Raw genomic sequence first — 20,093 nt, 5'->3', positions numbered from 1 at the left:
AGAATTTACCCAACTAATTTTAAAATTGCATTCTTAAGGAGACTCTTTTGCTACCTTCAAGGAAGCTATTACCATCATTTTCTTCCAAATCGCCCATTGAGTTATACGCAACGTCAATGTCTAATATTGCAAAAGCAGTAGCTACTCTCCAGCCTAAACCAAAAGCGTAATTTTGTGCATCGTAGTTGAATAGTTTTCCAGCTCTCAAGAAGAACGTTCCAATTTGGTATTCACCACCCAAACTGTATGTTTCTTCTCTATCCACACAATTGTCAAGTTGGAAAACTCCATTAAGTGATTGGAGTTTGTTTTTATACAAATTCATAGACAGACCCAAAGAGAAATTCATGGGTAAAACAAAGGATAATTCCTTTTTGTCCTCATCAATAAGTCCGTCGCCATCGTTATCAAGGAGGTCAAATTCATCCTCGTCAATTAGTCCGTCATGATCTTCGTCAACCGAATATTTAAGATCCGGACCGAAATTTCTCAAACTCATTCCAATCGTAACATCTTTCCATCCGGTATTATATTGTGTCCCGACATCTACAGCCCAACCGGTAACATCGTATTCATCGAGATTTTCTCTAAGGTATTTTGCCCCAATACCCAAAGCAAATTTTCCTGTTAACTTTGTTGCATAAGAAATTCCTGCCATTATATCACTCGCAGTAAATTCTTCGCCATTGGGACCAAATTGTTCTTCTGTAGTAACATCCATCCAACCCATGTGCAAGATGGCGTTATTCAGAGCAAATACTCCAATTGATGTAGGAATAGCAATAGTTGCATATTCGTATTTAATATCTGCAACATATTCCAAATGACTGAGAAATAATTCTGTTTTTTGAGTATGAGCTAATCCTGCCAAATTCCAATAGCTAGAAGCGGCGCCTTTAACATAAGGAGTGTAAGCATTTCCCATACCGATTCCACGAGCATCAACTCCGATTTTTAGAAATTGCAAACCGGCTGTACCAACTTTTGCAAAAACATCTGCAGAAGCGAGATTTGGAATTAGTATCAGGCATATAGCAAGAAAAAAGCCAAGTTTTAATTTTCTGTAAAATTTATCAAATAACATTTTCACCTACCTTCTACATTTATTTAATTATCACAAATTTATTAACTTTAACATGATTATTCGCACGATCTTTCACAGAATAAAGATACACACCCGGGGCGATTATTTGTTCGTTTCGTGAAAGTAAATCCCAAGAATGCATTCCGGATTGAGCAACACCATGAGGGCTGGCTTTACTCGGATTAATCACATCTTCTTTATATTCACCATCATGTTCAATGGTTTTAATCAAATCACCAGCAAGCCCATAAATTTTTATGGTACACGTTTCCGGGATATTTACAAACCAAATTCTTCTACTTCTGTCGCCCTTCTCATCATTTGCTCTTCTACCATCGAATTTACTTTGACCAACATAAGGATTTGGAACCACATAGATATTGTCCATAGATGAAGCTGCAGCAGGACCTGCAAAGATAACCTTCATATTTGCGTCTTCATCTCTTCCGGATTCGAGAGGGCCGAGATGTTGTGAAGGAATTCCTCTGTCGAAGGTAGTAACCGCAATATAATTTTCTACACCTTTCTGCGGATACATTATTTCGTATTTGTAATATCTTCTTGCGAGACGGCTTTTTGCCATATCTGCAAAATTGTCAAAACCGGGGTGACTTTGCCCAAGATGAGGCCAATTACAGTTATGGAGCCCAACAAGAGAAGAATCCAAAGGCACTAACCCATCATTATATAAATCGGCATAGATATCTTCCGGCATTAAGGGATTTCTAAACACACCACATTCTTGCTCGAACGTGAGGTTATCGCTCAATAAATTCACCGAAGAATCTTTATCGGCTGCATAAATAGGTGTGCCGTAAACAGTATCACCTACGCAAATTTGATCATATCCATAAACCGAATTCAGTTTATAATAATCAGTCCAATAAATTGTATCACCGGATTCTCTAACAAAAACCACATCATTGTTTACCACTACATGGCTTTCCGGTAATCCAAGATTAAGCCCGACTTGTCCACCGAAATCTACTTGCATCGAATCGGGTATATTTGATGCTAAACCAACATTATAATCATGATAATCTTGAGGTGTATCTGTTTTATCCCATCTGCCCACACGCATAAATGCATCTTGTTCTCCGGAATTGGCTGCTTTCCAAAGTGAATATCCCTGAAAATCATGACGTAGTCTGAACCCTGTCCAAGGATTTACTTTTGCATAAATATTTTCAACGAGATTGCCATTTTCATACTCAGGCTTGAATCTGTCGGGGAAAGTATTCGGATCATAATTATCAATATAACTATCCAAACATGAAATTGAGTCCTGCCAACCGATGATTTCTTTTAGGACAGTTAGACGATCAAGAGTAAATTCGGATCTGTTATTCCAATATACATCTATCCGGTCACCGCTATTAACGCTTTTAAGTGACATTTTGGGAATATCGGGTGGTCCCGGAGCTTCATAATGAATAGCTGTATCCGGAAGCACAACCGTGGTTAATGTCTGTGGGTCCCTATAAATCGTTTTTGCCCAGAGTGAGGTGGATTTAAGATCTTCCAAATTTTCACCCGGGAATATAGCTGCCACAATTTTCATTGTTTGGAATGGTTTCAAATTCCAGTTAGTGGAATCTGTCGGATTTTCCATACCGGTCATACCACCATAAAATGAAAACAAGAAACGGGTATCGCAAGGATCATTTATCTGTGTATTTGGAAAATCTCTCAAGGAAGTATATCGTGATTCATCAAAAGGTTCTGTGTTATGGGTCATTAGCCAATATTTTTCATTGGCCGGATCTTCTACACCAGGCTTATTATCATATGGTCCGCTTCCAACTTCCCATGTCCAACATCCAAAAATCAATTGTTCGGGATCAGGAGAACAGACTCGGCAGCCTACATATCCGGATGTCAACCCGCCATCTTTATCTTTATCATAGGTATAGGCAAATTCATATCCTGAACCGCGAACATAACTACTCACGTCATCCGTATAAACAGATGCCCAGGACTGAGGACCAACATCAGCATCCATATAAATAGCCATGGCACAGTCAAAAAGAGTATCAAGAGGATTCATGTTCGTTATATCAAATTCAAGATAAACCAGATTTTTGATATATTCATAACTCCACTGGAAACTTGCCTGTCTTACACGTACATTAAGGGGAATATGAGATTGTCCCTGATCAAATGTACCCCATTTTCTTTCTCCGGGTGTTCCGAAAGGACTATAATCATAATAGTATCCCAGAAAGTCTTGCTCAGAAGTCGGGTAACCATCTTCGTCTACCAAACCGTCACCATCATCATCCTGCGGTTCGGCAAAATTGAATAAACTATCCGGATCTTGCCAGCCCAAATTGAGGAAGCCAAACGGGAACCAAATATCCAAATTATCAGTAATCTGAGTAACATTCGCTTGGGTTCTTTCTACTTCACCGTGATAGTAATTATTTCCGGCAGAAAATGTATTAAAAACTTCAGGCATAACATCATCGCCTCTATAGGGAAAGGCAAATCCTGCGGGGTCTTCATCTATCAGACCGTCTCCGTCATCATCTATACCGGTTCTTTGGTGTCTGATTGATGCTTCGGCAACACCATCTTCAAGCTGATACATATCATATTTTGGTCCGAGAGCATTCTTTTCGAGTTCATTATATGCGGGTAAAAATTCATACATATCTGCATCACCGTCAAAACCGACCGAAACCAATGTGTCTATAACGGGCCACGCAGTTACCACAGAGCTCATTTCTCCATGACTCGCATCAGTCCAATATTGGGGATTGCCCCAATCGTCTCTATGCCTTTTTTGTGCTCCAAACCATAAGGCACCTTGGTAAAGGTAGTCAATACCTGAACCACCGGGATATTCCAATGATGGATATTGAGGAATTACATCATCGCCGGAACCAAAAAAACCATAATTGCTGATTCGCAACCAAATATTCCCCACATTATGATAGTGGAATATATCAAGTCGCTTATCACCACCTGAACCTCCTTCAACTGAACGAGCGATTGCAGTCGCAGAGAGAGCAAATATCAATATGACGATTGCAACCAATATTAATTTAATCTTATTTAAGTGCATTGCACCTCCAAATTTAATATTATAAATTTATAATCTAAAGTCTATAGGAAAAGTAACCCACACAGCTACCGGTTTTCCTTGATTTTTTGCTGGAATAAATTTCCACTTTCTAACAGCCTTCAATGCCTGCTCATCCAGACCACCTTCACCACTTTGCAAACTCTTCACAATTTCTACCGCACCGACAGTTCCATCTTCAAAAACTTCCGCTCTAACAATTACCCTACCTTCCAAACCGGCACTTCGGGCGAAATCCGTATATTTTGGTTTCGCATTTCCCGGCATTGGAATTGGCTCATTTTCATAAATAACAAATTTTGGAGTAGTGCCTTTTCTTTGTGCCGGAGGCGGTTTTTTCAAATCAAGTGTGGTAGGACCGATAGTTTCAACTTCTTCAATATCTTCATCGTCTTCCATATCAGAACTTTCAATTGTGAGCGGAATTACGGGCTTTACTTCTGTTGGCGGTTTAATTTTCTTTTGAATTTCAGGTGGGATATCAATGGTTTGGATGACCTTTTCAACATGCTGATAAGGTTTTATTTCAAGTTTGGGAAAAACGATAAAAGCAAAAAGTAGAATTAATAAAGCAAAACTTAATGCTTTTTCATACAATGAGTTTACCTCATCCTTCCAATCCAAAAAATTATTATCTGATCTTTTTTGCATTTATTTACCTTTAATTTACCTTGATTTCAACTAATTTGTCTAACTTTCTTCTAATTCGTTCTATTCACTTAATGCCTTATGTAAATCCTTTGTGAAATTTGAGGACTTTGCTTATCGCTTTTGTTTTGCCTCGAATGATACCCGTAAGGCTTCAGCCTTTTTCAATTCATTCATAATATCTACCATAACGCCATAATCCACATAAGCATCCGTGCGGAAACATGTAATAATAGCAGAATTTTCGGCAAGTTTTTTTAGCATCATCGGCTGAATCTGATCGTATCTTACGGCAAAATCATCAATGGAAATAATTCCGTTCCGATTTACATAAATAGTAGCAGCGTTTTGCCTGTTTATCTTTTGGACAGCATTAGCTTCCGGCAGCACAACATTTAGACCTTTTTCTTTTACAAATGTAGTAGAAACCATGAAGAATATTAATAGCAGAAATGCTATATCGGACATTCCCGCATCAGGTACATCAGTTCCGATTTTTGTTTTCCTTATGATTTTTGCCATAATTCCTCTTAGTTTGTAGATAATGAAACTGTCTTTGCACCTGCATCTAACAGTTTATCAAGGGTTTCAACCATCATGTTATAACGGCAGCGTCTATCTGCTTCAAGGACGAAAACCATTTTGGGATTTTCCGCTAACTTTTTCCTGATGATGTTTTTTAGTGCTGATGGAGGAGTAAGTTGATTATCTATGGCAATTTGCCCTTTAGCGTTTACCATAATTTTTGTCAAATTATCCTTTTTTATCTTTACTTTTTGCCCACCGGATTCTGCAGATGGGGGAAGGACTAAACCCAACCCTTTCTTCACATCGAATTTTGTGGTAACCAAAAAGAACACAAGTAGCAAGAATGCCACATCAGCCATTGATGCAGTAGGTATTTTAGCTTTTTTTCTTACTTTTTTTAAACTCGTTATATTCATTTTTACCTTAATTCTTTTTTTCTGCAAACTCCGAATTATTTGTTTTCAATTAGTGTTTCGACAACTTTATCCGAACCAATCTGCATATCAATTACAATACCGTCAATCATTGAGACTAAGAAGTTGTTGAATAATTGAATTGGGATAGCCACAGTTAAACCTGCGGCAGTAGTGATCAAAGCTACCTGGATACCACTTGCAACGATTGTGGGTTCAACTTCGCCTGCAGCTGCGATTGCTGCAAATGCCCCGATCATACCGATAACAGTACCAAGGAAACCTAACATAGGTGCCACATTAATCGTGGTAGCAAGGGCGATAAGTCCTTTTTCCAAGAATGACATTTCAAGAATGCCTGCATTTTCAATCGCTTTTTCCACACTTTCGATTCCTTTATCTGCTTTCAGCAATCCCGCATGTAAAACATTCGCTACGGGACCGCGAGTATTAGCACACAGATCAAGGGCTTCGTCATATTCCTTTTCCTTTAATAACGGTACAAGTTTACCAAGAAAATCATGAATTGATATTTTTGCATAACGCAGCGAGATAATTTTCCAAATTGAAGTAGCAAGAGCCCATATAACAAGAATAAGCATTGGCCACATGACCCATCCACCTTGGATGAATAAGTCAACAAGACCACTTCCAACAATTCTTCGAGCAAAAGCTTCAAAACCACCGCCGGAAGCATCTTCTGTCTCAGTTTCCATAACTACTGCGGCTGTGTCACCATCTACAACTGCTCCGTTATCCGCTTCTGCAACTATTTCTTCAGTTACTGTGTTTTGTGCTAACAAATTTCCGGCAACAAACACGCAAACAACAAGCGATAAGATCATCAGTTTTATTTTCATATTTTTCTTCACTGGATTTCCTCCTATGATTTTATTAAAAGTCAACACTAAATCCTAATTTTATGCGTCTGCCTTGAGAGTAGATACCTGGAGTACTTAAACCATACAAATATAAGGCAGCTCCTGCAGTATCTTCAATATCAGGATCAATTATGCCGTTTTCATTCAAGTCATAATTTTCCCAATATGTATCAGTACCATTGTCTTGAGTTTCACCGGTCTGTGCATCAACATAGTTAACATTCGTTTCATTAAATAAATTATCTAATTTGACAAAAATCTTAAATTGTGTTTTCCCGAACAAATTAAACTTCTTGGTTAATTTTAAATTTGAATTACTTGTTCCCGGTTTTCTTTCAGAATTTGTGTCAAGAGGATGGTCATTTTCTGCAACCGGTGTGTATGGTGTACCTGAATAATAAATAAACTGGTATGATACATCAAATTTATCGGGCATTTTTAAACCAAACAGATAAAATTCTTCATTCTCGGGGATACCGAAATTTGCTTGGAGAGAAACATTGTTCCTCACATCCCAACTAAGTGGAAATTCTCTCAGATTCTCAGTGGCAGTATGAACATTGGAATTTCTCCCCGAAGCATAGGAATAGGTATAACCAAAATTGAATCCCCAAAATTGACTGAATCGTTTTTGGAATGTTAACTCTACTCCACGAGCACTACCGTAATCATCCGACCAATAAAGATAATATTGCTTTCCGGCTTCTGCGATGCTGTCTGGCAAATTTGCATAGTTACAACTAATTCTACTTACAAGATTGTAAATATTCTTATAAAATACGGTAACATCAAGAACATAATCTTCACCCATTTGGTGTTCAATACCCACTTCATAAGTTTTTGTAATTTCCGGTTTGAGGTTAGGATTACCAACATCCGTTCCTGTGGAACCGGCTTTAGGTGTAGCACTTGTAAACACATATTGCATAGCAGGAAGCTGACTTTGATAGTTGTATGCAAAGTGCAATACATCCTTTAAAGTAATAGGATGAGAAACACCAAGTCGCGGACTTATCATAAGTTGAAACTTTTCTACATCTTCACTAACAAGTTCATAATCTCCATCTGCATTTTGTTTAATATAATTAATTTTTTCCCATTCAGCATCAATATATTCTCCGGTTGTGTCGCTTTTTACTTGATAAAAATCACCAAGGTACCAGGCATCAAATCGAATACCGGCATTAACGATCATGCCTTCCCATTCCATTTTGTCTTGTAGATAAAAAGCTCCTTGCCAAGGTCTTGCTTTGTATCCATCAACAGTACCACCGGCAAACTGGATAGCATTTTGAAAATCTTGAGCTGAATAAATTTTTTGACCATAAGTAACCAAACCCCAAACTGCGAGGGAATCCTCTAACTCGTCTTGTGAACAGCCATAATGGTCCCAATTTACATCAGTAGTATCAATGTCTTTTCCTAATAGATAATTTGGTAGTCTTTTGGTATCATCAATATTCCAGGGTTGACCCAATCTGTTTTTTGATATGTCGTTATATTTAATTTCAAAACCCGTTTTTGCTGCATGAATATGATTTATTTGATAAGTCAAATCTCCTTTCAATGTATATGTGGAGGTTTGATCATCCCAAAAACTTCCGGCATGTGATCCGGGACTTGAAAAAATTGGTACAGTTCGATCCTCATTATATTGATCAAAATAGTTAAGAATTTCAGTCTCGGAAGTACCGGGGATGTTTACACCAAAATTATTATACGAGGGATCGGCATTCCAGAAGGGATTGTTCCAATCAGTATTATTCTCAGTAAAATACCAATCTCTATCAACGCCGGAGTTGAGATTTAAATCCGTATTAAATCTACCCGCACGAATTTTGAAAAACATTTTTGGAGAAATCGTATGGTCCAATGTAATAGCCTGTTGTGAGTGCTCTTCTTCCCAATGGTTTGTATATTGCAACGCGTATTTACCTGTCCATGAGAAAGGAATCCAGACAGATCTATCTCCACGGGTTGAAAAGGTAAACTTTGTTTTGGGGGAAAGTGAAAATTTTGTTTTTATATTAGCCTGATAAGAATTATTAAATCTATCTCCGGTATCAAATCCCAAAACATCGTCTCTGTTTCCGCCGATATTGTTAATTGTTTCAACTTGAAACTCTCTAAGGACAGGAGTGGGATTCCTGATTAAATCATAAGTTCGTCCCAAATCATAAAGCACATCACCCTCACCAACGTGGTAAAAATCTTTGTATCTACCATCAGACCAAGTGCCACCTACATTAGCGAAAAAAGTAAATTTATCTCTTTGATTTGCCGTACCCTTAGGTATCAACGGACCACCAAAAGATAGTCTTACATTATCGTAATTGCTGTTTTGATCCGAAAGTATGTGGTCGGAAGTCAAACTGATTTTACCTGAATAATCCGACCCACCTGATTTGGTTATTAAATTGATAATAGCCGATTGGGCATTACCAAATTCAGCAGTAAATCCACCGGTAGAAACGTTCATGTCGGAAACAGCATCCATGTCGAGTGACATACCAAAACCTTGATCAACAGGATTTGATACGGACAATCCGTCCACTGTATAAACGATCTCATTTGATCTACCACCACGAATATGCATATCCGCACCGGAACCAACTGCCCCGGCAGTTACTGCAACCACATCCTGAATATTTTCCACCGCCATCCTGTCCATCGTTTCAGAAGTAACAATTTTTTCAGAACCGGTAACATCTTTTTCAACGAGCTTTCGCTCCGATTGGATTACTATACCCTTTATTTGCGTATCTGTTTGAAACAATTCAAAATTTAGAGTACTTGTAAGATCAAGATGAACTTGAACTTCTGTCTTTGTTACGGTTTGAAAACCCATCATCTGTGCTCGCACAGAATATTTTCCCGGTGGAACGTTAATAATAATGAATCTTCCGTTATTGTCGCAAGCAGCACCGATTTGTTTTTCAACAATAATAACATTGGCACCTGCAACAGGTTCGCCTGTATCCTTGTTTACAACACGCCCGGCAATCTTTCCGGTTGTCCCGGCAGATAGAGCGGTAGCACTAAGTAAAATTATGGCTGCACATAAAAAAATGCAACTAAGATATCTCATCATAACTTCTCCCTTCATAAATAGATTACGTATTAAATATATAGATACTGTTTTTTTGTTTTTACTGGAACTTATGTCAACCTTTTTGATTAATTTTCTAATTTTTTTTGTAAATTATTCTATTTTCCTCTTCAATATCAAATAAAAATGAATTATATTTATTTGATTCAACCTGACTAATATTAGGCTTTTCCAATGCTTCAATTCCAAATTCTTTGATAAAACTTGCTTTAAGAATATTTGCAAATTCGGAAAACGTGATTGGAGTTTCTACTATCCGGTTTATTTGAATGGTTTTTTTAGCCATTAGTTTTTTTAGAACTTTTCGCTGAGATTCATTTTTTGCAGGTAACAATTCTGCCATCTTCTCTTGGTTATGATTTAATAGAATCGAACCATGCTGTAGAAAAGATGTTCCTTTTCTAACCTGAGCACTGCCAACGAGTTTCTTGCCTTTATATTGTATTTCATATTTTGAAGCACTGGAAAAACAGGGGCTTGTCCAATCCTTCTGCTCCGCATGGGACGGAAAACTGTCTTGCATATCCGCCTCAATACCAATCTGCCGGAGTGACGATAATAAAGCCAGACCGATTTTTTTGTAAACGCTCAAGATTGAACCTGCAAATATTCCTTCATTTTTGGCGATAACAGAATAAGTTACTTCATCCCAATGCAAAACCGCCCGTCCACCGGTTGGACGCCGTACTATCCCAAATCCATTTTCCAAAACGCGATTGAGATCAATCTGATTTGCAATATCCTGATGATAACCAAATGAGACAGTTGGGGGAGACCAATCGTAAATTCGGATCGTATTAGGAGAAATTCCCTCAACTACTCCTTGCAAAATTGCAGAATCCATTGCCATATTCTCTGCCGGTTTCAGCTTTCCCGAAATAATTATTCGCCATTTATTCATAAAATAATCTTTTTCAACTTATGAGTCACCTTAAAAAACCACTGAAGTAGTTAAATAGTGTCTATCCTAAGGGTTAGGGATTCGCACTTTGATGTAGATAGGCTTACGCCAACCTAACGCTATTTTATTTATCCCATTCGGGGAATTTTTTAATTCTACATTATTCATTATTCATTATTCATTATTCATTATTCATTATTCATTATTCATTATTCATTATTTCTAACCCGAAGGGACTCGTGTTCTACTTTAACTTAACTTTTTCCTCGTTCCCCAGGATTATTTCACCTATTTGAAAACCATTGGTTTTACGGAGTATTTCATCAACATTATTTTTACTAACGATTGCGATCATACCTATGCCCATATTAAAGGTAGAAAACATCTCCTTTTCACTCACATTTCCCGCATCTTGAAGAAATCGAAAAATCGAAGGTATTTTCCACAACGATTTATCTACTTCCGCACTAAAACCGTCAGTGATGATTCGTTTCAGATTTCCGGGAATTCCGCCGCCGGTAATATGAGCCAAACCGTTGATTTTCTTTTCAGAGATAAAACCTATTAATTCATTGTAATAGGATTTATGAATGGTCAGAAGAGCATCACCAATATTCTGCCCCAGTTCTTTCACATAAGAATCCACTCGCAGTTGTAATTTTTCAAATACGATTTTCCGCGCCAAAGAATAACCGTTCGTATGCAAGCCGGTTGACGAAAATCCGATGAGTTTATCACCTTTCTGTATATCCTCACCGGTGATAGATTTTCCACTGTCCACAACGCCGATAATCGTGCCGACTAAATCGAAATCATCTCCGGAATAAATATCCGGCATTTCAGCGGTTTCCCCACCAATAAGTGCGAGTCTGTTTTCTCGGCATGCTTTTGCGAGGCCGGAAACTATTTCCGCCACGTTCTCCGGTAAAAGTTTTCCCACCCCAATGTAATCCAGAAAAAATAAGGGAGTAGCCCCAAGGGTCAGAATATCATCCACGCAATGGTTCACCAGATCCTGCCCCACAGTATCAAATTTTTTGGCATTTTTTGCAATGATGGACTTCGTGCCAATTCCATCTGTGCTGGAAACAAGGAGGGGGTCTTTATATTTGCTCCTATCAAAACGATACAATCCGCCAAATGCACCGAGATCCGTAACAACATTTTTGCCAAACGTTTTTTTGGCAATTGGTTTGATAAGATCAACGGTTTTTTCTCCGGCAGTTATATCCACGCCGGAATTTTTATAAGAAATTTTAGCTTTCACAATAAATTAATCTCTTCTAAAATTGAGTATGCTTTCTCATCAAATGATAACGCTCATCAATTTTTTCCTTACTTATTTTTTTTATCCGATCCACACTAAAATCTTCTATATTAAAGGAAGAGGTAATTGTTCCGAAAACGGCTGCTTCTTTCAGCACGGAATCCTCTATACTGTCTTTTGAGGCCAAATACGCCATAAAACCACCGGCAAAACAATCTCCGGCTCCGGTAGTATCAACAACTTCTTTCACTGGAAAAACCGGCACGAAGAAAAGGAAATTCTTCCGATACACGAATCCGCCATGCTCACCTTGCTTCACAACTACGATTTTTGGACCAATTTCAAGCGTCCTTTTTGCTGCCTGAAAAATATCTCTTTCACCTGTAAGCATTTTCACTTCGGCTTCATTAATAAAAAGAATATCTATCATGGAAAGCATTTTTTTCAATTCCTTATTTTTCCCTTCAATCCAAAAATTCATCGTGTCCGCTGCAACCACTTTGGGATTATTCATCTGCTTCAAAACATCAATTTGCAAATCAGGATCAATATTACCAAGCAGAACATAATCTGCATCTTTCAGTTTCGATGGAATTTTCGGGGAGAAATTTCCGAACACATTCAGGTCTGTGGACAAAGTGATCGCTTCATCAAAATCCTCGTATCTACCTGACCAGCGAAAAGTTTTACCTTCCGCGGTCTCCAAGCCAGTGATGTCAATTTCCTTTTCGATTAACAAATTTCTATGCTTTTCGGGAAAATCTTCGCCAACAACGCCCACGATTGAGACATCGTCGTGAAGGTATCGGGCAGAGATGGAAGCGTAAACCGCACTACCACCCAAAATATCCGACTTGGTAGCATACCGATTTTGCACACTATCCAAAGCTATTGAACCAACAATTAATAAACTCATTTTGTTTCCTCCATAATTATTTTAGTAGAGCCGGAATTTGTTCCTGTAAGTAAGTCGAAGAATCTATCAATTCCACCGGCAGAAAAAAATTTGATGATAAAAATCAAAGCAATAAGAAGCAGAATTCGAGCAACTAATTTCCAGATAGAAGTCAAATCTTTGTTCCTTCTGTTTCTTCGGCGTTTCCATTCTTCTCCAAATTCATTCATATTACAAAAAATCAATTCAGGCTTGCTAATCCGTCTGCAAATCTTTTTACACCCTCAATAATATTTTCAGGTGAAGTTGCATAGGAAAAACGGATATAGTTTTCCGCTCCAAATGCAGAACCGGCTACGGCTGCAATGTGAAATTCTTTGAGTAAATATTCGCAAAGTTCGGCAGTGTTCTTAATTCCCTTACGATTATTGCGAATATAATACGAAATTGACGGAAAAGCATAAAAAGCACCTTTGGGCATTTCACAATTTACATTAGCAATTTCGTTCAAACTATTTACGAGGAGTTTTCTTCGCTCTGTAAATTCTTTTCTCATCTTTTCAACGCTTCCGTCATCTTCGGTCAGTGCAACCACCACTGCCTTTTGAGTGATGGAATTCACGCAGGAAGTAGTGTGGCTTTGGATTCTGATAGTGCGTTTCATAATTTCGGATGGTCCCGCAGAATAGCCAAGGCGCCAGCCTGTCATTGCATATGCTTTGGAAACACCATTTATCACGATTGTTCTATCCTGCATTTCTTTGGAAAGAGAAGCGATGGAAATATGCTCGACATCATCGTAGATTAATTTTTCGTAAATCTCATCGGAAATCACCACAATATCATTTTTCAGGCAGACTTCAGCAATCTCTTCCAGTTCTTTTCGCGTATAAACTGAACCGGTGGGATTGTTTGGAGAATTGAGGATCAGTGCTTTTGGATTTGAAAGATATTGGATTGCTTCATCTAATTGTTTCGCGGTAACTTTAAATTTTGTGTTCATATTAGTCGGCAATAAAATCGGAAAAGCGTCCACTAATTCGACTTGTGACGTATAACTTACCCAATACGGGCAGGGAATGAGCACTTCATCTCTCGGATCACAAATTGTCATTAAAACATTGATTAGCGAGGCTTTTGCTCCCGGAGAAACTAGGATATTTTCAGGATCGTATTCCAAACTGTTATCTCTTTTAAGTTTTTCAACTATCGCTTTTCGCAGCTCAATTATACCTGCTGATTTTGTATAATGAGTAAAATTATTCTCGATGGCTTTGATCGCCTCTTCCTTTATATAGGAAGGAGTGTTGAAATCCGGTTCACCAACCCCGAAATTGATCACATCAATTCCCTCTGCTCGCATTTGGTTTGCCAAAGCAGCAACCCGCAGAGTAGGAGAAGGCTTTATCGCCTTTGCTCTGTGTGAAATGTTAATCTTCATTTTTACCTACTTTTTTTGATTTTATCCACGAATTACCCAAATTTTACTAATCTAAAATAAAATATATTTTTGTGAAAATTTGTTAAATTAGTGGACTTATTCCATTACTATTTTTGAAAGATCCGCAGTTTTCAGGAAGCCTTTATTGATTTTCCGTAACAGTGCCATCCTGTTTTCCCTTAAATCTTTATCTTTTACCATGACCATTACAGTGTCGAAAAATTTGTCAATGTCAGTTTTGAGCGTAACTAAAAGGTCAAGGCATTGTTTATATTTTTTTTCTTCTGCATTTCGGTTATATTCGGGGAGTATTTTCATAACAATCTTATACAATTCTTTTTCCTCCGGTTCCTGAAATAATGCAGGATTCAAGAAGGCAATTTCATCGGAACTTTCCAAAATATTCGAAGCCCGTTTGAAGCCGATGATCAGCTTCCGAAAATCTTCATGAGATTTATACTGTTGCAGGTGCTTGGCTCGCTCAAGTAAATCAGGAATATTATAATAATTTGTAGCCATAACCGCATCGGCAACGTCATAATCTATCCGATTTTGTTTCAACAGCCATCGCGCTCGTTGCTCAAAAAAATCATGAACGGCTTGCCTATGTTTGAAATTTTCAATTTTGGAAGATAATGATTCAAACGTTCTATCAATTAAAAATTTTAAGCTGAATTCAAAATTGTGAATATTTAAAATTTGAACAACCAAATTGCCGGAGCGTCTTAATGCAAAGGGATCTTTTGAACCGGTTGGTAGCATTCCGATACCCATTATTCCGCAAATTGTATCAAGATTATCGGCAAGAGCAACTAATGCTCCTGTTTTTGACATTTTCTCCAAATCTTCTTTTTCGTAATAATAATGCTCGCGGATTGCGTTTGCCACCCCAGAATTTTCGCCACTTAATTTCGCATAAACAGATCCAACATAGCCCTGCAATTTTGTGAACTCTTTTTCTCCGAGCATCAAAGTGGCAAGGTCTGCTTTACATAGTTCTGCGGCTCTGATTACATTTTGTATCTCTTCTGAGGGCATTAACAATTTTTCTGCAAACAATTTGGTGCTCACTTTTATTCTTTGGGTTTTTTCATACAAATTGCCCAATTTCTCCTGAAAAAGAATGTTCTTCAGTTTGGGAATAAATTCAGCAAGAGAATGCTTGGTATCAGTTTCAAAAAAAAATTCGGCATCTTCGAGACGCGCTTTAACCACTCGCTGGTTCCCATATTTGATTCCTTCGGAAAAAGCAGGATTCCCATTTGAAATAAAAACAAAATGATTCGTGAGCTTTTGCTCCGAATTACCTTTTTTTTCTACTGCGAAATATTTCTGATGTTCAGTTAAAGTGGACTGGATAATCAACTTTGGCAATTTGAGATATTTTTCATCATAGGAAGCAGAAACTGCAGTGGGAAATTCAACAAGATTCGTAACAATATCCAAAAGCCGCTTGTCCCCAACCACTCGCATGTCAAATATGTTCTCGTTCCCAAGCCCCTGCTTTGGAACGTAATCATTAGCCAATTCCTCTTTACGCGATTCGCCTATTTCTGCTTGATCGGACACTTCTTTTTCATTTTTACTCGTATATAATTTATCAAGTTGAGCCAAAATTATCCGCTTGCGTTTATCCGAATCGGGAATAACAAAATGGGTTTCCAAAATTTCTTCATAAATTTCCGGATAAGGAATTTCAATTTTGTTATGCACTTTTTCAAATCTATTCCCAAAAGAAAACCGATCTGAATGGAGATTATCAATTTTGAAATGGACGACATCCTCATCAAAAATGGCAAGTAACCAGCGAACCGGTCTGGCAAAACCAATGGATTTTTTTCCCCAGTGCATTGATTTGGGAAAATTTATTTTGCTGAAAACATCTTTGGATATTTCCGCAAGAATTTGCGGTGTTGCTTTTCCGTGAATCTTTTTTGTGGCAGTAAGATAAACCCCTTTTCCCATATTAGTGAACTCAATATCTTTTTCAGACAGATTTTTACTTTTCAAAAATCCGGCACCGGCTCGGGTCAAATTGCCCCCGTCATCATAAGCGACCTTTTTGGGTGGACCTTTTATTTCTTCGATTCTGTCCATTTGTCGTGATGGTAATCCACTAATTTCCAGTGCCATACGGCGGGGAGTAGAATATGTTTTAATCGATTCAAAGGTCAAAAAACTTTCATCAAGCTGTTTTTTGAAAAAATCCGCAAACATCTTAACAGCGGGATTTATATAACTTGCAGGAATTTCTTCTGTACCGATTTCAAATAAATATTTATGCTTTTTCATAAGATGTGCGAATTTTTTGGCACTGATAATCATGTCAAGAATTAGTTTTTATTTTATTTGATTATCTTTGCGAAAGTTTTGCTGACAGCTAAATCATACTTTGATAATTTTCAATTTGGATTATCCCTTTTATCGTTATGACTTGTTGTAACTTTCGCAAAGTTATTCACTCTACTTTCTCTGGAATTTTACAAAGAAGCTTGACAATATTTTCTATAGGAAAATTTCACTCCATGCGTTTACAAAAATATAATGTTAAGGAGCAAATCAGATGAAAAAAATAGTATATTTTATCGTTCTCCTAATCTTTTTTCAGATATTGAGCGGTTGCGGAAAACAGAATACCAAATTCGTTACTATCGGCACAGGTGGTGTTACAGGCGTTTACTATCCCACGGGAGGAGCAATCAGCAGGATGGTAAATAAAAAACGAGCTGAATACGGAATCAAGGCAACGGTGGAATCCACCGGCGGTTCTGTTTATAATATCAATGCGGTTTTGGATGGAGACCTGGATTTCGGCATTGCCCAGTCAGACCGGCAATATCAGGCGTATGAAGGACTTGCAGAATGGAAAAAAATGGGACCTCAAACGGAATTGCGGTCTGTGTTTTCTATTCATCCCGAATCCATCACCCTTGTTGCCACCCAAAAAAGCAATATCAACACTGTATCCGATTTGAAGGGTAAAACCGTAAATATCGGCAATCCCGGTTCTGGTCAGCTACAAAATTCACGTGACATTTTATCATCATTTGTTATTGACGAGAATGATGACATTTACGCTGAACATGTGAAAGCAGTGGAAGCACCCGGACTGATGCAAGACGAACGAATAGATGCGTTTTTCTATACGGTGGGTCATCCCAGCGGAAACATAAAGGAAGCGACTTCCGGCAGAATAAAAGTAAAATTAATACCTATTCAAGGTAAAAATATTGATTCTCTTTTACAAGAAAAAAGTTATTACGATTATTCCTTGATCCAAAAAAAGCATTATCCTTATGCCACAAATGAAAATGATATTTCCACCATCGGAGTAAAAGCAACTCTGATTACTTCCAAATCCACTCCGAATGACATAGTTTATGCAATCACAAAAGAAGTTTTTGACAATTTTAATGATTTCAAATCTCTCCATCCTGCTTATGAAACGCTAACAAAAGAAAGAATGTTGAAGGGGCTTTCCGCACCAATTCATCCCGGTGCTCTGATATATTACCGGGAGAACGATCTGATAAAATATATTGATCCCGAATTGATAATTAAAACAAATTAGCAGTTCTCTTGAAAATATTTAAAACAAACAATTCAGCGACGAATAAATTAATTTCCTTCATCGCAATAATCTGGGCACTTTTCCAACTTTCCTTGCCCAAATTTATCATTCTGGACAGTATCAGCATTCGAGCAATTCATCTCGCTTTTGCTCTTTCGCTGGTTTTTTTGTCTATCCCATTAAAAAAGAAAAAAGGGGAATTCGGCTTAAATTCTCGTAATAAAAAAATTCCGATTTACGATTATATTCTCTCCTTACTCGGTTTTTTAAGCGCCCTTTATCTTATGCTTAACTGGACGAACATTTCTATGCGAGCGGGTAAACCAATTTTATTGGACGTGGTTGTCAGTGTAATTTTAATTATAGTTTTGCTCGAAGCTGCCAGGCGTTCGCTGGGACCAGCCTTAACGATGATCTCCATCCTGTTTACCGCTTATGCTTTTCTCGGTCCGTATATGCCATATATTTTTTCATTTCGGGGAGTTAGTTTAACAAAATATATCAGCAAAATAGTATTATCCACAGAGGGTATTTATGGGATTCCACTTGACGTTTCTGCTACAACTGTTTTCTTGTTCGTTCTTTTCGGAGCAATGTTGGAAAAAGTGGGAGCAGGAAATTTTTTCAATGATATTTCCATTTCTTTGCTGGGGAAATACAAGGGCGGTCCGGCAAAGGCAGCGGTTGTTTCCAGCGGATTCACCGGCTTGGTTTCCGGCTCCAGCATAGCAAATGTAGCCACCACCGGCACTTTTACTATTCCGATGATGAAAAAAGTGGGCTATCCAGCTAAGATCGCAGCTGCCACAGAGGTTGCTGCCAGCACAAACGGACAACTAATGCCACCAATTATGGGTGCTGCTGCTTTTATTATCGCAGAATTTTTGGCGATTGATTATCTTGAAGTCATAAAAGCTGCTGCTATTCCGGCAGTTGTTTCCTACATCGCCCTCTTTTATATCACCCATCTTGAAGCTTCTAAAAGAGGTTTGAAAGGGCTTTCTAAAGAGAATATTCCCAAATTTTGGGATGTGATAAAAAAGGATTTTTATTTCCTCATTCCCCTTTTTGTCTTGATCATTGAACTAATCGCTTTCCGCCATTCACCGAACATGGCGGCTTTTAATGCAATCATCTCCCTTGTAATAATTGTGATTTTACGGGAAATAATTTTCGGAATCAAGGGACATATCTCTTTGTTTGACTCTTTGAAAAAAGGTTTAGCGTTAATTGTAGATGGACTCATTCGGGGATCGAAAAACATGCTTCCGGTAGCTATTGCTACTGCCACAGCCGGAATTGTGGTCGGAATTGTTACAATGGGAATCGGGAGTATGATCGTGGAGATAGTGGAAACTATCGCCGGGGGAAATATTCTTCTCATGCTCGTAATTACCGCTATCGCCAGTCTAATTCTCGGAATGGGATTACCCACTACTGCCACTTATATTGTGATGGCAACCATAACTGTGCCGGTTATCATAAAACTGACCGCATCATTCGGGATGAATCCGATTCCGGCGATTTCCGCTCATCTTTTCTGTTTCTATTTTGGGATTCTCGCAGATGATACTCCCCCGGTGGGTCTGGCAGCATATACAGCGGCTGCAATAGCAAAATCCGACCCGATTGCAACCGGAGTGCAAGGATTCATTTACGACCTTCGCACAGCGGTAATTCCGTTTATGTTTGTATTTAATGCAGAATTAGTTTTGTATGGTGTGCATAGTTTTGCCCAAGCGATTCTCATATTCCTCACAGCTGTTCTCGGAGCATTGGCATTTACGAATCTGGTTCAAGGATGGTTTTTGATTAAGAACAAATGGTTCGAAATCCCATTCTTTGCCTGTGCTACTTTGCTTTTTTTCTATCCTGCTTTTGGAGCAAATATTTTGCACATTAGTTTCGAACTCAGGTATTATATGTATTTTGTGGCAGCGGCTTTTTATTTTGTTCCCTATATTTTTCAAAAATTTAGGATGAAAATTGTTAGGATTTAGAAGTGGGTGGAACACGAATTTAATTATTGTAAAATTTGACAAACCAAATTGTCTATAACATAAACGAAAATTAATTGAGGTTGAAAAGGGAAACATTCTGCGTAAATCGAATTCAAATATCTAAAAAAATTTAGTTATTTGAAAAAATTGCTTTTGGCTTGAAATAAAGTCAATTTTTTCATCTTTTTTTATTTGTTCTCAGTCCAAGCAGGACTTGGCTCGAAAGCGTTTTTTTTGCTTTGAGCCGAGAACTGCGAGCTGAATTCAAAT

Annotated in this window: 15 protein-coding genes; 2 read left to right on the top strand and 13 right to left on the bottom strand. The window is 38.0% G+C overall.

The annotated features are described in order from the left end of the window. Positions 1-19: 19 nt before the first annotated feature. From U9P79_03485 to glyS, 13 genes are all read right to left on the bottom strand, one after another. Positions 20-1,084 (bottom strand): PorV/PorQ family protein, encoded by a 1,065-nt coding sequence (locus U9P79_03485; protein MEA2103687.1) that lies wholly within the window; start codon positions 1,082-1,084, stop codon positions 20-22. Between the two features lie 19 nt (positions 1,085-1,103). Further along, complete coding sequence (locus U9P79_03480) at positions 1,104-4,151, bottom strand: hypothetical protein (GenBank protein MEA2103686.1); 3,048 nt, start codon at positions 4,149-4,151, stop codon at positions 1,104-1,106. Positions 4,152-4,178: 27 nt separating this feature from the next. After that, positions 4,179-4,820 (bottom strand): TonB family protein, encoded by a 642-nt coding sequence (locus tag U9P79_03475; protein ID MEA2103685.1) that lies wholly within the window; start codon positions 4,818-4,820, stop codon positions 4,179-4,181. Positions 4,821-4,931: 111 nt separating this feature from the next. Beyond that, positions 4,932-5,339, bottom strand: a complete 408-nt coding sequence (locus U9P79_03470) for a biopolymer transporter ExbD (protein MEA2103684.1) — start codon at positions 5,337-5,339, stop codon at positions 4,932-4,934. Between the two features lie 8 nt (positions 5,340-5,347). Then, on the bottom strand, positions 5,348-5,761 hold the full coding sequence (locus tag U9P79_03465; protein ID MEA2103683.1) for a biopolymer transporter ExbD: 414 nt from the start codon (positions 5,759-5,761) through the stop codon (positions 5,348-5,350). 35 nt (positions 5,762-5,796) lie between these two features. Further along, positions 5,797-6,618, bottom strand: a complete 822-nt coding sequence (locus tag U9P79_03460) for a MotA/TolQ/ExbB proton channel family protein (protein ID MEA2103682.1) — start codon at positions 6,616-6,618, stop codon at positions 5,797-5,799. A gap of 34 nt (positions 6,619-6,652) precedes the next feature. Further along, on the bottom strand, positions 6,653-9,730 hold the full coding sequence (locus tag U9P79_03455; GenBank protein MEA2103681.1) for a TonB-dependent receptor: 3,078 nt from the start codon (positions 9,728-9,730) through the stop codon (positions 6,653-6,655). A gap of 94 nt (positions 9,731-9,824) precedes the next feature. After that, positions 9,825-10,649: a lipoate--protein ligase family protein gene (locus U9P79_03450; GenBank protein ID MEA2103680.1), complete on the bottom strand. Its 825-nt coding sequence runs from the start codon at positions 10,647-10,649 to the stop codon at positions 9,825-9,827. Between the two features lie 244 nt (positions 10,650-10,893). Then, positions 10,894-11,916: a phosphoribosylformylglycinamidine cyclo-ligase gene (purM, locus tag U9P79_03445; GenBank protein MEA2103679.1), complete on the bottom strand. Its 1,023-nt coding sequence runs from the start codon at positions 11,914-11,916 to the stop codon at positions 10,894-10,896. A gap of 16 nt (positions 11,917-11,932) precedes the next feature. Beyond that, positions 11,933-12,832 (bottom strand): PfkB family carbohydrate kinase, encoded by a 900-nt coding sequence (locus U9P79_03440; GenBank protein ID MEA2103678.1) that lies wholly within the window; start codon positions 12,830-12,832, stop codon positions 11,933-11,935. Continuing rightward, complete coding sequence (locus U9P79_03435) at positions 12,829-13,041, bottom strand: hypothetical protein (protein MEA2103677.1); 213 nt, start codon at positions 13,039-13,041, stop codon at positions 12,829-12,831. The genes U9P79_03440 and U9P79_03435 overlap by 4 nt, the downstream gene beginning before the upstream one ends. A gap of 11 nt (positions 13,042-13,052) precedes the next feature. Continuing rightward, positions 13,053-14,252 (bottom strand): pyridoxal phosphate-dependent aminotransferase, encoded by a 1,200-nt coding sequence (locus U9P79_03430; protein MEA2103676.1) that lies wholly within the window; start codon positions 14,250-14,252, stop codon positions 13,053-13,055. Between the two features lie 96 nt (positions 14,253-14,348). Next, on the bottom strand, positions 14,349-16,544 hold the full coding sequence (gene glyS, locus U9P79_03425) for a glycine--tRNA ligase subunit beta (protein ID MEA2103675.1): 2,196 nt from the start codon (positions 16,542-16,544) through the stop codon (positions 14,349-14,351). 271 nt (positions 16,545-16,815) lie between these two features. Here glyS and U9P79_03420 point away from each other — a divergent pair, with 271 nt between their 5' ends. Then, positions 16,816-17,823: a TAXI family TRAP transporter solute-binding subunit gene (locus U9P79_03420; protein ID MEA2103674.1), complete on the top strand. Its 1,008-nt coding sequence runs from the start codon at positions 16,816-16,818 to the stop codon at positions 17,821-17,823. An 8-nt stretch (positions 17,824-17,831) separates the two neighbouring features. Continuing rightward, complete coding sequence (locus U9P79_03415) at positions 17,832-19,823, top strand: TRAP transporter permease (protein ID MEA2103673.1); 1,992 nt, start codon at positions 17,832-17,834, stop codon at positions 19,821-19,823. Positions 19,824-20,093 lie beyond the last annotated feature (270 nt).

The sequence above is a fragment of the Candidatus Cloacimonadota bacterium genome, assembly GCA_034661015.1.
In the GTDB taxonomy this organism is placed as follows: domain Bacteria; phylum Cloacimonadota; class Cloacimonadia; order JGIOTU-2; family JGIOTU-2; genus JAYEKN01.
The sequence above is the reverse complement of the archived record's forward strand: the minus strand, read 5'-3'. Positions and strand labels throughout refer to the sequence as shown.

Bases quoted from the DNA above. Each gene is read 5' to 3' on its own strand.
- U9P79_03485 (MEA2103687.1), bottom strand. From the start codon at position 1,084: ATGTTATTTGATAAATTTTACAGAAAATTAAAACTTGGCTTTTTTCTT.
- U9P79_03480 (MEA2103686.1), bottom strand. From the start codon at position 4,151: ATGCACTTAAATAAGATTAAATTAATATTGGTTGCAATCGTCATATTG.
- U9P79_03475 (MEA2103685.1), bottom strand. From the start codon at position 4,820: ATGCAAAAAAGATCAGATAATAATTTTTTGGATTGGAAGGATGAGGTA.
- U9P79_03470 (MEA2103684.1), bottom strand. From the start codon at position 5,339: ATGGCAAAAATCATAAGGAAAACAAAAATCGGAACTGATGTACCTGAT.
- U9P79_03465 (MEA2103683.1), bottom strand. From the start codon at position 5,761: ATGAATATAACGAGTTTAAAAAAAGTAAGAAAAAAAGCTAAAATACCT.
- U9P79_03460 (MEA2103682.1), bottom strand. From the start codon at position 6,618: ATGAAAATAAAACTGATGATCTTATCGCTTGTTGTTTGCGTGTTTGTT.
- U9P79_03455 (MEA2103681.1), bottom strand. From the start codon at position 9,730: ATGATGAGATATCTTAGTTGCATTTTTTTATGTGCAGCCATAATTTTA.
- U9P79_03450 (MEA2103680.1), bottom strand. From the start codon at position 10,649: ATGAATAAATGGCGAATAATTATTTCGGGAAAGCTGAAACCGGCAGAG.
- U9P79_03440 (MEA2103678.1), bottom strand. From the start codon at position 12,832: ATGAGTTTATTAATTGTTGGTTCAATAGCTTTGGATAGTGTGCAAAAT.
- U9P79_03435 (MEA2103677.1), bottom strand. From the start codon at position 13,041: ATGAATGAATTTGGAGAAGAATGGAAACGCCGAAGAAACAGAAGGAAC.
- U9P79_03430 (MEA2103676.1), bottom strand. From the start codon at position 14,252: ATGAAGATTAACATTTCACACAGAGCAAAGGCGATAAAGCCTTCTCCT.
- glyS (MEA2103675.1), bottom strand. From the start codon at position 16,544: ATGAAAAAGCATAAATATTTATTTGAAATCGGTACAGAAGAAATTCCT.
- U9P79_03420 (MEA2103674.1), top strand. From the start codon at position 16,816: ATGAAAAAAATAGTATATTTTATCGTTCTCCTAATCTTTTTTCAGATA.